Source organism: Streptomyces sp. NPDC048416, assembly GCF_043200435.1.
GTDB lineage: Bacteria > Actinomycetota > Actinomycetes > Streptomycetales > Streptomycetaceae > Streptomyces.
In genome coordinates this window covers 138,421-151,957 of sequence record NZ_JBICXU010000005.1, presented here as the reverse complement: position 1 = coordinate 151,957, position 13,537 = coordinate 138,421, and the positions used below count along the sequence as shown (strand labels likewise).

Sequence of the window (13,537 nt, the reverse complement as noted above, 5' to 3'; positions counted from 1 at the left end):
GCACCGGGGCCGAGGGTCGGCAGGAGCACCGCGCACCCCATGAGAGACTGGTCTAGACAACCGTCAGAGATTTCGAAGGGCAACACCATGGCTGAGCGCCGCGTCAACGTCGGCTGGGCCGAGGGCCTGCACGCCCGCCCCGCGTCCATCTTCGTCCGTGCCGCCACGGCCGCCGGAGTCCCCATGACGATCGCCAAGGCCGACGGCAACCCGGTCAACGCCGCGTCCATGCTCGCGGTGCTCGGTCTGGGTGCGCAGGGCGGCGAGGAGATCGTGCTGGCCTCCGACGCCGAGGGCGCGGACGCCGCGCTCGACCGGCTGGCGAAGCTGGTCGCCGACGGCCTGGAAGAGCTTCCCGAGACCGTCTGATCCGGCAGAACCACCCGCACGAGGGCCGCTGATCCCGCACGACACGGGACAGCGGCCCTCGTCGTTCCCTGGGCGCCGGTCGCAGGACGTCGCGCTGCCCCGTCGCGGCGCGAATCGCGAAATGCCGCGCGGTCCGTCGCGGCGCGGATCGGGGGACGTCGCACGATCCCATCGCGGCGCGGATCGGGGGACGTCGCGCGGTCCCGTCGCGGCGCGGATCGGGGGGTGCCGCGCGGCTCCCTCACGCCCTTCGCCGACGGCGTCGCGCGCGTCCTGGATGGGGCAAGTCGCTCTCCCCGGTGGACGGCGAAGGCCCCCGGCGGGTGCCGGGGGCCTTCGGGGTGCGCGCGGTGGCGCCGCGGGCGTCGGGACGTCTCAGACGTTCACGCCGTGCGAGCGCAGGTAGGCGACCGGGTCGATGTCCGAACCGTACTCCGGGCCGGTGCGGGCCTCGAAGTGCAGGTGCGGGCCGGTGGTGTTGCCGGTGTTGCCCGACAGGGCGATCTGGGTGCCCGGCTCCACGGACTGGCCCACGGAGACCTGGATGACCGAGAGGTGGCCGTACTGGGTGTACGTGCCGTCGTGCATCTTGATCACGATGTTGTTGCCGTACGCGCCACCGGGGCCCGCTTCGACGACGGTGCCAAGACCCACCGCGTGCACCGGGGTGCCGATGCCGGCGTGGAAGTCGATGCCGGTGTGGCTGCCGGAGGACCACAGCGATCCGCCGGTCTTGTAGCCGGTGGACACATAGCTGTTGGCTATGGGCGCGACGAAGGTGTTGAGCCGCTTGCGCTCGGCCTCACGCGCCGCGCGCTCCTTGGCCTCGCGGGCCTCCTGGGCCCGCTGCTCGGCCTTGCGCTGGGCAGCGGCCTCGGCCTCGGCCTTCGCCCGGGCCTTGACGGCCGCCTCCTTCTGCGCGTCGGCCTGGGCGCCCAGCTGGTCGGCCAGGGTGTCGCCGATGACGATGGCCTGGCTGAGGCCCGTGTCGGCGACGGCGCTCGGGGCCGCGACGGCCGGGGAGGCGAGGGTGCCTACGACTCCGGCGGTGGCGAGGGTGGCGATGCCCGCGATGTTCGCGCTGCGGCGCGTCATCCGGCTGGGCGCGCGGTGTTTCCCGGTGGCACGGGTGAACGCCATGGAGAGGCGGTGTCCTTTCCTTCCATCTCGCCTACCGGGTTAGCTGACGGGTTCGGAGCAGGAAGGTCTCCTACGGACTCCCCCGCGGGCGGAGGCGTCCGATTCACCCCAGGGACTGAGTGGGTCCCCGGCTCCCCTGGCTCGCGCCATTGGGGACTCGGCGATCACTGTCCGGTGCCGCGGATGCGACGGGTGGTGACGGACAGCGCGACTGACGCTAGACGGCTGATCTTTCAATCACCAAACAGACGCCGGTTTTTGTTGCGCACGCCACATGCCAGACGGGCAACCTCTCCAATAAACCGGACATATGGGGGGACCCCGGTGGCGTATGGCCACCGGGGTCCCGTTCGTCCCGGTCGCCCGGGTGCCTCAATCAGCCCGTGACGACGGTCACTTCACCGATTCCGAGTGCCTTGACGGGCTCCTCGATCCGGGCGGCGTCGCCCACGAGCACCGTGACGAGCCGGTCCGCCGGGAAGGCGTTGACGACGGCCGCCGTCGCCTCCACGGTGCCGGTCTCGGCGAGCTGCGCGTACAACTGGGCCTGGTAGTCGTCCGGCAGGAACTGCTCGACCTGGTCGGCAAGCGTCGCCGCGACGGCCGCGGCCGTCTCGTACTTGAGCGGCGCCACGCCGACCAGGTTCTGTACGGCGCTCTCCCGCTCGGTGTCGTTGAGACCCTCCGCGGCGAGCTTGCGCAGCACCGTCCACAGGTCGTCGAGCGCGGGCCCGGTGTTCGGGGTGTCGACCGAGCCGCTGATGGCGAGCATCGCGGCGCCGCCGTCGGGACCCGAGCGCAGCACCTGGCCGAACGCGCGGACCCCGTAGGTGTAGCCCTTCTCCTCGCGCAGGACACGGTCAAGGCGCGAGGTCAGGGTGCCGCCCAGGCAGTACGTGCCGAGCACTTGGGCCGCCCAGACCCGGTCGTGCCGGTCGGCACCGATGCGGCCGATGAGCAGCTGGGTCTGCACGGCACCGGGCCGGTCCACGATGACGACCCGGCCGGTGTCGTCGGCGGTGATCGGCGGGACGGGGCGCGCCTTCGCGGTGTTGCCGGTCCAGGCGCCCAGGGTGTCCGCGAGGATCGCGTCGAGGTCGGTGCCCGACAGGTCGCCGACGATGACGGCGACGGTCGTCGCGGGACGCACGTACGCCTCGTAGAAGGCGCGCACCGCGGCCGCGTCGATCGCGGCGACGGTCTCCTCGGTGCCCTGGCGGGGGCGGGAGATGCGCGTGGTGGCCGGGAAGAGCTCCTTGGAGAGCTGCTTGGCGGCGCGGCGGGCCGGGTTGGCCTGCTCGTGCGGGATCTCGTCGAGCCGGTTGCGCACCAGGCGCTCGATCTCGGAGTCGGCGAACGCCGGGGCCCGCAGCGCGTCGGCGAGCAGCGAGAGCGCCTTGGGCAGCCGGGAGACCGGCACTTCGAGGGAGACCCGGACGCCGGGGTGGTCGGCGTGCGCGTCGATGGTGGCGCCGCACCGCTCAAGCTCGGCGGCGAACTCCTCGGCCGAGTGCTTGTCGGTGCCCTCGGTCAGGGCGCGCGCCATGATCGTGGCGACGCCGTCCAGGCCCTCCGGCTCGGCGTCCAGGGGGGCCGCGAGGAAGATCTCGACGGCGACGACCTGCTGGCCCGGCCGGTCGCAGCGCAGCACGGTCAGGCCGTTGTCGAGCGTGCCGCGCTCGGGGGCCGGGAAGGCCCACGGCTTGGCGGCGCCCGCGGTGGGCTGCGGGTGGAATTCCATGGTCACGACAGCGTCCGTCACTGGGCCGCCTCTTCCTCTTCGTTGCCTGCCTCGGGTGCCGCGGTGGGCTCGTACACCAGGACCGCCCGGTTGTCGGGGCGCAGGGTCGCCGCGGCGACCGCCTTCACCTCGTCGGCGGTGATCTCCAGGACGCGGTCGACCGCGGTCAGGGCGAGCTGCGGGTCGCCGAACAGCACGGCGTAGCGGCACAGTTCGTCGGCGCGGCCCGCCACCGTGCCGAGCCGGTCCAGCCATTCGCGCTCCAACTGGGCCTGGGCGCGCTCCATCTCCTCCGCCGTGGGGCCCTCGGCGGCGAACCGGGCCAGCTCCTCGTCGACCGCTGCCTCGATGTCGGGGACCTCGACGCCGCCGGACGTCTTGACGTCGAGCCAGCCCAGCGAGGGGGCGCCGGCGAGCCGCAGCAGGCCGAAGCCCGCGGCGACCGCGCTGCGGTCGCGGCGGACCAGGCGGTTGTGCAGCCGGGACGACTCGCCGCCGCCGAGTACGGTCAGCGCCAGGTCGGCGGCGTCGGCCTCGCGGGTGCCGTCGTGGGGCAGCCGGTAGGCGGCCATCAGGGCGCGCGCCGGGACGTCCTCCTCGACGACCTCGCGCAGCTGCCCGCCGATGGTGCCGGGCAGCGCGCCGTCGCGCGGCGGCTGCTTGCCGTCGTGGGAGGGGATGGAGCCGAAGTACTTCTCCACCCAGGCCAGCGTCTGCTCGGGATCGATGTCGCCGACCACCGAGAGCACCGCGTTGTTGGGCGCGTAGTACGTGCGGAAGAACTGCCGCGCGTCCTCCAGGGTGGCCGCGTCCAGGTCGGCCATCGAGCCGATCGGGGTGTGGTGGTAGGGGTGGCCCTCGGGGTAGGCAAGGGCGGTCAGCTTCTCGAAGGCGGTGCCGTAGGGCACGTTGTCGTAGCGCTGGCGGCGCTCGTTCTTGACGACGTCGCGCTGGTTGTCCATCGACTCCTCGTCGAGGGCGGCGAGCAGCGAGCCCATCCGGTCGGCCTCCAGCCAGAGCGCGAGCTCCACCTGGTGGGCGGGCATGGTCTCGAAGTAGTTGGTGCGCTCGAAGCTGGTGGTGCCGTTCAGCGAGCCGCCGGCGCCCTGCACCAGCTCGAAGTGGCCGTTGCCGTGCACCTGCTGGGAGCCCTGGAACATCAGGTGCTCGAAGAGGTGGGCGAGACCGGTGCGGCCCTTGACCTCGTGGCGTGAGCCCACGTCGTACCAGAGGCACACCGCGGCGACCGGGGTCAGGTGGTCCTCGGAGAGCACCACGCGCAGGCCGTTGGCCAGCCGGTGCTCAGTCGCTGTCAGGCCGCCGGAGCCGGCTTGCGCTGTGGCCGTGTGACCCATGGGCATGTACGTCCCTTCGTATCCGATGTGCAGTACCGCAGTGTGAAGTACTGGCGGAGGAAGTCGTGAGTTGAGAAGTCCTGCCACTGTATGCAAGCGCGCGGGCACCTGGCGAAGTTCCCGGGTCGCGGTCGGCGTTGTCAGTGGGACGGTCCACAATGGTCGGATCCAGACCCGATCCGGTACGTGAAGGAGCAGCAGCCGCGATGGCCCGCCGCAGCACGAAGACCCCGCCGCCGCCCGACGACTTCGAGGAGCGGATCCTCGACATCGACGTCGTCGACGAGATGCAGGGCTCCTTCCTCGAGTACGCGTACTCCGTGATCTACTCGCGGGCCCTGCCGGACGCGCGGGACGGAATGAAGCCCGTCCAGCGCCGCATCGTCTACCAGATGAACGAGATGGGCCTGCGCCCCGACCGCGGCTATGTGAAGTGCGCCCGCGTCGTCGGCGAGGTGATGGGCAAGCTGCATCCGCACGGCGACGCCTCCATCTACGACGCGCTGGTGCGCATGGCGCAGCCGTTCTCCATGCGCCTGCCGCTGGTCAACGGCCACGGCAACTTCGGCTCGCTCGGCAATGACGACCCGCCGGCCGCGATGCGGTACACCGAGTGCAAGATGGCGGACGCCACGTCGCTGATGACGGAGTCGATCGACGAGGACACCGTCGACTTCGCCTCCAACTACGACGGCCAGGAGCAGGAGCCGGTCGCGCTGCCGGCCGCCTATCCGAACCTGCTGGTCAACGGCTCGTCCGGGATCGCGGTCGGCATGGCAACCAATATGCCGCCGCACAACCTGGGCGAGGTCATCGCCGCTGCCCGTCATCTGATCCGGCACCCCGAGGCGGACCTGGAGGCGCTGATGCGCTTCGTGCCGGGCCCCGACCTGCCGACCGGCGGCCGGATCGTGGGTCTGACGGGCATCAAGGACGCATACGAGTCGGGCCGCGGCACCTTCAAGATCCGGGCCACCGCCTCGGTGGAGAACGTGACGGCGCGCCGCAAGGGCCTGGTCGTCACCGAGCTGCCCTTCACGGTCGGCCCGGAGAAGGTCATCTCCAAGATCAAGGACCTGGTCGGTTCGAAGAAGCTCCAGGGCATCGCCGATGTGAAGGACCTCACCGACCGTTCGCACGGCCTGCGTCTGGTCATCGAGGTCAAGAACGGCTTCGTGCCCGAGGCCGTCCTTGAGCAGCTGTACAAGCTGACGCCGATGGAGGAGTCCTTCGGCATCAACAACGTGGCCCTGGTGGACGGCCAGCCGCTCACCCTGGGGCTCAAGGAGCTGCTTGAGGTCTACCTCGACCACCGCTTCACGGTGGTGCGCCGGCGCAGCGAGTTCCGCCGCACCAAGCGCCGGGACCGGCTGCACCTGGTCGAGGGTCTGCTCGTCGCCCTGGTCGACATCGACGAGGTCATCAGGATCATCCGGTCGAGTGACAACTCGGCGCAGGCGAAGCAGCGGCTCATCGAGCACTTCTCGCTGAGCGAGATCCAGACCCAGTACATTCTGGACACCCCGCTGCGCCGGCTCACCAAGTTCGACCGGATCGAGCTGGAGAGCGAGCGCGACCGGCTGACCGGCGAGATCGACGAGCTGACCGGGATCCTGGACTCGGACAACGAGCTGCGCAAGCTGGTCTCGGCCGAACTGGCCGCGGTGGCCAAGAAGTTCAGCACCGACCGGCGCACCGTCCTGCTCGAATCGGCGGGCTCGCCCGTCGCGTCCGTCGCCCTCGAAGTCGCGGACGACCCGTGCCGGGTGCTGCTCTCCTCCACCGGCCTGCTGGCGCGTACCGCCCATGGTGAGCCGTTCGTGCCGGGCGAGGACGACAAGCGCGTCAAGCACGATGTGATCGTCTCGGCGGTGCCTGCGACCCAGCGGGGCGATGTGGGTGTGGTGACGTCCGGCGGGCGGCTGCTGCGGCTCGCGGTGATCGACCTGCCGCAGCTGCCGGACACCGCGTCCGCGCCGAATCTGTCGGGCGGCGCCCCGATCTCGGAGTTCCTGTCCGCCCTGGAGCCGGACGAGTCGGTGGTCTGTCTCACCACGCTCGACGAATCGTCGCCGGGCCTCGCGATCGGCACCCAGCAGGGCATCGTGAAGCGCGTCGTGCCCGACTATCCGGCCAACAAGGACGAGTTGGAGGTCATCACCCTCAAGGACGGTGACCGGATCGTGGGCGCGGCCGAGCTGCGCACCGGCGAGGAGGACCTGGTCTTCATCACGGACGACGCCCAGCTCCTGCGCTACCAGGCGAGCCAGGTCCGCCCGCAGGGGCGGCCTGCGGGCGGCATGGCCGGCATCAAGCTGACCGACGGCGCGAAGGTCATCTCGTTCACGGCGGTCGACCCGGCGGGCGACGCGGCGGTGTTCTCGGTGGCCGGCTCGGGCGCCACCCTGCTGGGTGACGCCGCGGTGTCCGCGAAGCTGACACCGTTCGACCAGTATCCGCGCAAGGGCCGGGCCACCGGCGGGGTGCGCTGTCAGCGGTTCCTGAAGGGTGAGGACAAGCTGGTGCTGGCCTGGGCCGGTCCGGCTCCGGTGCGCGCGGCCCAGGCCAACGGCGCCCCGGCCCAGCTCCCCGAGCCCGACCCGCGCCGTGACGGCTCCGGCACACCGCTGCCCTCCCCCGTGGCGGTCCTGGCGGGCCCGTTCTCGTAGCGGGACGTCGGTCGCCAACTAGCGCAGGGGGCCGGGGAGTTCATCGAACTCCCCGGCCCCCTGCGGTTCCCGGAGCCCTCGGGCGCCCTCGCCCTCGCCCTCCTGTTCCTGCTCCTGCTCCGGCTCGGGTACGTAGCGCAGGACACCCCACATCGCGTGCTCGGCGGGGGCCTCGTCCAGGGCGAGGGCCACACACCCGGCGAGCTGCGCCTCCAGGGCGGGCGCGTCGATGCCCGCGCCGATGAGGACGAGTTCGGTGCGGCGCTCCTGGCCGCCGGGCCAGGGCTCGGGGTGGAAGCGCAGGAACCGTCCGACCGCGTGCAGGCCGTACCGGTTGCGGGGGTCGGCGGCGCCGAAGTCGATGAAGCCCTTCATGCGGTACAGGCCGTCGGGCCGGGTGTCGAGAAAGGCCATCAGACGGCGCGGGTCCAGGGGCGTCGGCGAGGTGAAGGCCACGGATTCGTATCCGGCGTGCAGATGCGCGCCCCGGCCATGGCATCCGGCGTGATGGTCGTGGTCCTCGGCGCAGCCGCCGGGCGCCTCGTCGTCCAGGAGGTCGTCGAAGGCCAGCTGGCCGACCCGTTCGGTGACGGGCCGCGCGTCGAAGAAGAGCTCCGGGTCGACCCTGCCGTACGCGGACTCCACCACCACGGCCGCTCCCGCTAGCGAGGCCCGCAGCCGGGCCAGGTCCGCGGGGCCTACCCGGTCCGTCTTGTTCAGGACCACCAGGTCGGCGATGGCACAGTGCCGCTCGATCTCGGGGTGCTTCTCGCGGGTCGTCTCGTACTCGGCCGCGTCGACGACCTCGACCAGGCCCCCGTACACGATTCGCGGGTTCTCGCTGGCGAGCAGCATCTTGACGAGTTCCTGGGGTTCGGCCAGGCCGCTCGCCTCGATGACGATGACGTCGAGACGGGCCGCGGGCCGGGTGAGCCGGTCGAGGTAGACGTCGAGTTCGCTCGCGTCGACGGCGCAGCACAGGCAGCCGTTGCCGAGCGAGACGGTGGAGTCGCCGAGCCGGCCCGCCACCGTCATGGCGTCGATCTCGATGGAGCCGAAGTCGTTGACGATGGCGCCGATGCGGGTGCCGCGGCAGGCCCGGAGCAGATGGTTGAGCAGCGTCGTCTTGCCCGAGCCGAGGAAGCCCGCGAGGACGATGACGGGGATCTGCCGGCCGGACTCGTTCACTTGGGACCTTCCGCGCGCCGCGCCCCCTTGGCACCGCCCGGGCGGGCGGGCGGTCGGACACGGCCTGTCAGCTTGCTGGTTGCCCGGGGACACGGGGCCGGCCGGGCTTCCGCCCGCGCCGTCACCCCATGTGCCACGGAGTGCGATTGTCCCGCACCGCGTCCGCGCACGACGCCGTACCAGCGGGGGGCTGCCAGGATCCCCGGGATCCGCCCGCCCCGGATCCGCCCGCCCCCGGTACCGGTGTGCCCCGATGCCGGAGTGCCCTCCGCGTGGGCCCGATCAGCCGCCGAGGATCCGGGCGGTGGGCCGCCGGGGGTCGTAGGGCGACCAGCCCGGGTTCCCGGTGCGGGCGAACGCGACCCACGCGCCATGGACGTGGGCCGCAAGCCCGTCCGGGGCGGGGTCGGGGCCCAGCAGGCCGGTGTCGCCGTGCAGCCAGGGCTCGTCGGCGGTGTCGAACACGAACGGCAGGTCCACCGTGTGGGCCGCGCCGAGCCGCCCGCCCAGGGCCGTCGAGCGGTACCCGAACGAGTAGCAATGGGTGCGGCCGCCCGAAATCCGGGCGTGCGCCTGCGTGAGGCGCGTCGTGCCCGCCGTGAACAGGGCCTGCCCGAGCACGGCGGAGCGCAGCTCGCCGGGTGTCGCGTCCGGCCGTGCCGAGCGGTGCGCGGCGAGTGCGCCTCGGGGGTCGGCGTGGACGCGCGCGGCCAGGTCCAGGAGGTCGGCGTCGGTGGTGGACTCCAGGCCGCCACCGGGCACGACGTAGAGGTTCCCCTCCTCGGTGGTGGCGCCGATGAGCAGGTCGACGTCGGCGGCCGGGCCCTCGGCCAGGGCGTCGGCCGGCTGGACGGGCAGGACGAGGCCGAACGGGCTGAGCCCGGCCAACGGGTCCGTGGCGGTACCGGTCCGCAGATCGAGGCCGGCCAGGGCGGGCAGGATCGCGAGGAACTGTTCGTCAGGGACGGGGGCGAAGGCCCGCACGGTGGGTTCGACGCCCAGCGCCGCGGCCGCGGCAGCGGTGACGCGCTCTCCCTGCTCCGGGGTGAACGCGCCCGTCCCGTTGCCGCTTTGGATGATCGCGCGCCGGAACAGGCCGCCGGCCCCCGGCGTGGCGAGCAGCGCGCCGACAAGCGTGGCACCCGCCGACTGCCCGAAGAGCGTGACGTTGCCGGGGTCGCCGCCGAAGGCCGCGACGGACTCCCGCACCCAGGTCAGCGCGGCGAGCACGTCCAGCAGTCCCCGGTTGTCCGGGGCGCCCGCCAGGGCGAGGAAACCGGGTATGCCCAGGCGGTAGTCGACCGACACGAGCACGACACCGTCGCGGGCGAAGGCACTGCCGTCGTAGAGCGCGGCGCGGCTCGACCCGGTGACGAATCCGCCGCCGTGCACGAACACCATGACGGGGCGCGCGCCGTTGTCGGCGGCGGGCGTGTGGACATCGACGGTCAGGTACTCCTCGCCGGGCACCCAGCCCGGCCCGAAGTAGGGGGTCATGTCGAGCCGGCCGAAGTCGCGGGCCGGCTGGGGCGCGGTGGGCCCGGGCCGTGTGCCGTCGCGGAGACCGGACCAGCCCGGATGCGGTGCGGGCGGCGCGAAGCGGCCGGCTCCGGTGGGCGCCGCCGCGTAGGGCAGGGCGCGGTAGCGCTCGCCGGATCCGTCCCGGACGCCGCGCACGGCGCCGGCCGGGGTGTGCGCCACGGGGTATGCCTGTGCGGGCACGGAGAGCTCCTTCTGTACGGCGATGGGGGCGCTGTGCGGCGTCGCACGCCGGGCGGTGGAGTGCGCGCGGTCGTGCGGGGGCCTCACCTGAGCCGTGAGAAGGGCGCCCACTGCTTGACCGCGAACCTCGACCCTTCGCGGGTGATTTCGGCCGCGCCCCGGCCGCCGAAGTGCGCGGGGAAGACGAGCATGGTGTCGTCGGCGGCGCGGCCGAGCAGCGCGCGCCGGGTCGCGCGGGAGCGCACCGGATCCTCGCAGAAGCAGGAGTTGACCTCGGGCTCCGCGATCTGGAGCGCGGTGTGCATCAGATCGCCGACGAACAGGGCCCGCTCGCCGCCCGATCGCAGGGTCAGCACGGACGAGCCCGGCGTGTGTCCCGCCGCCAGGTCAAGACGCAGGTTCTTGTCGATGCGGTACGTGTCCTCCCACAGGCGGGTGAGTCCCGCCTGGCGTACCGGCGTGACGCTGTCCTCGAAGACGTTCTGGTTCCCGCGCCCCAGAACGCTTCGGTTGTCGTTGGCCGGATCCCAGAAGTCGACGTCGCGCCGGTTCATCAGATACGTGGCGTTGGGGAAGGTGGGCACCCAACTCCGGCCGTCCAGGCGGGTGTTCCAGCCGACGTGGTCGACGTGCAGATGCGTGTTGATCACGATGTCGACGTCCTCGGGCGCCACCCCGGCGGCGGCGAGGCGGTCGAGGTAGTCGGTGTCGAGGCGGTTCCACACCGGCGCGTAGGGCCGGTCCTTGTCATTGCCGACGCCGGTGTCCACCAGGATGGTGCGGCCCTCGCTGCGCAGCAGCCAGGTCTGGATGGCCGTGCGGCACTCGTCCGTCCCCGGGTCCCAGAAGTCGGGCGCGAGCCAGGAGCGGTGCTCGTCCCAGGAACCGTGGGGGCTGTCCGGGAAGAACCGGCCGGGCGACAGCTCGGCGGAGCCGTAGAACTCCTTGACGCGGGTGACGGTGACGTCGCCGAGCGTGAGCTGTTCGGGAATCGGGTCCGGCGCATCCATTGGGTCCGGCGCATCCATGGGGTCCATCGGGTGCGGCGCATTCATCGGGTCCAGCACATCCATCGGGTCCATCGGGTGCGGCGCATTCATCGGGTCCATCGGGTCCGTCCTCGGGTCGGGCAGGTCGTCGAACGGGACCGAGCCTGGACACGTGGGACGGCGCGTGCCACTCCCGGCCTTGCCTCCCCCCGGCAGGGTGTGGCTGGGGGCGGCCGGGACGCGAATACTGGAGCGGTGAACGGACCCGGCCCGCTCGGCACCTTCCTCCATGTCCGGCGTACGCGGCTGCGGCCCGAGGACGTCGGCCTGCGCGACCTCGGCCCCCGCAGACGGGTGGCCGGGCTCAGGCGTGAGGAGCTGGCCCAGTTGGCGGGGGTCAGCGTCTCCTACTACGCCCGCCTCGAACAGGGCCTGTCCCGGGGCGCATCGGCCGAAGTGCTCGATGCGATCGGCCGCGCCCTGCTGCTCGACGACCAGGAGCGTGAGCACCTGGGCCGGCTCGCGCACGCCACCCGTCACACTCCCCGGATGCGCCGTCCGCGGCCGGAGAAGCTGTCCCCCGAGACGCGCGACCTGCTGCGCGCCGTCGAGGGCGTCCCCGCGCTCGTGCTGGGCCGCCGTACCGATGTGCTGGCCTGGAACGCCCTCGGGCACGCGCTGCTGGCCGGCCACCTGGACCGCCTCTCCCCCGCCGACGCGGCGCGGCGTCCCAACATGACCCGGATGCTGTTCCTCGACCCGCACTGCCGGGAGCTGTACGCCGACTGGAGGCGCAAGGCGCGCGCGGTCGTCGGCAATCTGCGCGTGGCCGTCGGCCGGCATCCCGAGGACGCGCTGCTCGCGGAGCTGGTCGGCGAACTGACCATGAAGAGCCCGGAGTTCGTCGCGCTGTGGCGCGATCACCGGGTGACGCCGTGCGACGCCGCGTCCTACGAGCTGCGCCATCCGGCCGTCGGGCCGGTGACGGTGACGCAGCAGACCCTGTCGATCGCCCGGTCACCGGAGCAGATGCTCATCGTGTGCACCACCGCCGCCGGTTCGTCCGACGAGGCGGCCCTTGCCCTTCTGCGGCAGCTGAGCTGCGAGAACGCGACCGCAGCTGCGACCGCGGCCGGGCCTGGCCGCGACGAGCCGGCTCAGGCCGCGGGGACCGGCTGCGGCGGGGGCGGGCCCACGTAGCGGGCCGCCGGGCGAATGATCTTCGAGTCCGCCGACTGCTCCAGGACATTGGCGCTCCAGCCCACCACCCGGGCGGCGCAGAACGTGGGCGTGAACATCTCGCGGGGCAGGCCGCACAGCTCCATGACCACACCGGCGTAGAACTCCACGTTGGTGTGCAGTTCGCGGCCCGGCTTGAGCTCGGCCAGGATCGCCTCGACCTGGCGCTCGACTTCGACGGCGAAGTCCACGAGCGGCCCGCCGAAGCCCTGGGCGATGCCGCGCAGCATGCGGGAGCGGGGGTCCTCGGTGCGGTAGACGGGGTGTCCGAACCCCATGATCCGCTCGCCGGCCAGGACGCGTTCGCGGATCCAGCCGTCGATACGGTCGGGCGTTCCGATCGCGTCGAGGGTGTCCAGGGCGCGGCTGGGGGCGCCCCCGTGCAGGGGCCCGGAGAGCGCGCCGACGGCGGCGACCAGGCTCGCCGCGACATCGGCCCCGGTGGAGGCGACGACGCGGGCGGTGAAGGTGGACGCGTTGAAGCCGTGGTCGATGGTGGAGATGAGGTACTGCTCGACGGCCCGTACACGCTCGGGCTCGGCCTCCGAACCGGTCAGCATGTAGAGGTAGTTGGCGGCGTACGGCAGGTCGTCGCGCGGCTCCACCGGGTCGAGTCCCTGGCCGAGCCGGTGCAGGGCGGTCAGCAGGGTGGGCACGGCGGCGCAGGCGGCGAGGGCGTCCTCGGCGCGCTGCGAGGCGTCCAGGTCGTACACCGGCCGCAATCCCTTGGCCGCGCCGAGCAGGGAGAGCGCGGTGCGCAGCCCGGCGAGCGGACCCGACAGGGCGCCGGTGCGGGCGATGCCGGGCAGTGCCTCGCGTACGCCGTCGGGCAGGTGGCGCAGCCGTGCGGTGCGGGCGGTGAAGGCGGCGCGGGCGGCCGCGTCGGGCAGTTCGCCGTGGAACATCAGGTGCCAGACGTCCTCGAAGGTACGGCTCTGGGCGAGCTCGACGGCCGAGTACTGGCGGTAGTGGTAGAAGCCCTCGCGGCCACGGACGTCGCCGAGCCCGGTGTCCGTGACGACGACGCCCGCGAGCCCGCGGGGTACCGCGACGGGGGCGGTGGTGGTGCCGGCCATGTGACTGCCTCCTTCAGATCTTCATGTTGACTTGACTGTCTATGATTGA

General features: G+C 72.4%; 10 protein-coding genes and 1 riboswitch. Of the genes, 3 read left to right on the top strand and 7 right to left on the bottom strand.

Annotation, left to right across the window (positions count from 1 at the left end):
- Positions 1–87: 87 nt before the first annotated feature.
- On the top strand, positions 88–369 hold the full coding sequence (locus tag ACGFW5_RS08950; protein ID WP_350233103.1) for an HPr family phosphocarrier protein: 282 nt from the start codon (positions 88–90) through the stop codon (positions 367–369).
- A 375-nt stretch (positions 370–744) separates the two neighbouring features.
- Here the strand turns inward: ACGFW5_RS08950 and ACGFW5_RS08945 are convergent, their stop codons facing one another.
- The 3 genes from ACGFW5_RS08945 to ACGFW5_RS08935 all read right to left on the bottom strand — a co-directional run bounded on the left by ACGFW5_RS08945 (position 745) and on the right by ACGFW5_RS08935 (position 4,605).
- Complete coding sequence (locus tag ACGFW5_RS08945; RefSeq protein ID WP_393833503.1) at positions 745–1,509, bottom strand: M23 family metallopeptidase; 765 nt, start codon at positions 1,507–1,509, stop codon at positions 745–747.
- Between the two features lie 13 nt (positions 1,510–1,522).
- Positions 1,523–1,682, bottom strand: a riboswitch (cyclic di-AMP (ydaO/yuaA leader).
- 203 nt (positions 1,683–1,885) lie between these two features.
- Entirely contained in the window at positions 1,886–3,250 is a 1,365-nt protein-coding gene (locus ACGFW5_RS08940; RefSeq protein ID WP_393833699.1) for a M16 family metallopeptidase, read from the bottom strand.
- 17 nt (positions 3,251–3,267) lie between these two features.
- Positions 3,268–4,605: a M16 family metallopeptidase gene (locus ACGFW5_RS08935; RefSeq protein WP_393833698.1), complete on the bottom strand. Its 1,338-nt coding sequence runs from the start codon at positions 4,603–4,605 to the stop codon at positions 3,268–3,270.
- A gap of 206 nt (positions 4,606–4,811) precedes the next feature.
- Here ACGFW5_RS08935 and ACGFW5_RS08930 point away from each other — a divergent pair, with 206 nt between their 5' ends.
- Positions 4,812–7,274 (top strand): DNA topoisomerase (ATP-hydrolyzing) subunit A, encoded by a 2,463-nt coding sequence (locus ACGFW5_RS08930; protein WP_393833502.1) that lies wholly within the window; start codon positions 4,812–4,814, stop codon positions 7,272–7,274.
- Positions 7,275–7,292: 18 nt separating this feature from the next.
- Here the strand turns inward: ACGFW5_RS08930 and ACGFW5_RS08925 are convergent, their stop codons facing one another.
- From ACGFW5_RS08925 to ACGFW5_RS08915, 3 genes are all read right to left on the bottom strand, one after another.
- Positions 7,293–8,462: a CobW family GTP-binding protein gene (locus ACGFW5_RS08925; RefSeq protein ID WP_393833501.1), complete on the bottom strand. Its 1,170-nt coding sequence runs from the start codon at positions 8,460–8,462 to the stop codon at positions 7,293–7,295.
- 282 nt (positions 8,463–8,744) lie between these two features.
- Positions 8,745–10,184 carry a carboxylesterase/lipase family protein gene (locus tag ACGFW5_RS08920; protein ID WP_393833500.1) on the bottom strand — a complete coding sequence of 480 codons (1,440 nt, stop codon included), beginning with the start codon at positions 10,182–10,184 and terminating at the stop codon, positions 8,745–8,747.
- A gap of 83 nt (positions 10,185–10,267) precedes the next feature.
- The gene (locus ACGFW5_RS08915; protein ID WP_393833697.1) at positions 10,268–11,194 is read right to left on the bottom strand and encodes an MBL fold metallo-hydrolase; all 927 of its coding nucleotides are present in this window, start codon (positions 11,192–11,194) and stop codon (positions 10,268–10,270) included.
- A gap of 234 nt (positions 11,195–11,428) precedes the next feature.
- On the opposite strand from ACGFW5_RS08915, the gene ACGFW5_RS08910 reads away from it, so the two are divergent.
- Positions 11,429–12,373 carry a helix-turn-helix domain-containing protein gene (locus ACGFW5_RS08910; protein ID WP_393833499.1) on the top strand — a complete coding sequence of 315 codons (945 nt, stop codon included), beginning with the start codon at positions 11,429–11,431 and terminating at the stop codon, positions 12,371–12,373.
- Here the strand turns inward: ACGFW5_RS08910 and ACGFW5_RS08905 are convergent.
- Positions 12,331–13,488: a citrate synthase/methylcitrate synthase gene (locus ACGFW5_RS08905; RefSeq protein WP_393833498.1), complete on the bottom strand. Its 1,158-nt coding sequence runs from the start codon at positions 13,486–13,488 to the stop codon at positions 12,331–12,333. The two genes, ACGFW5_RS08910 and ACGFW5_RS08905, sit on opposite strands and share 43 nt — an antisense overlap.
- Positions 13,489–13,537: the final 49 nt, after the last annotated feature.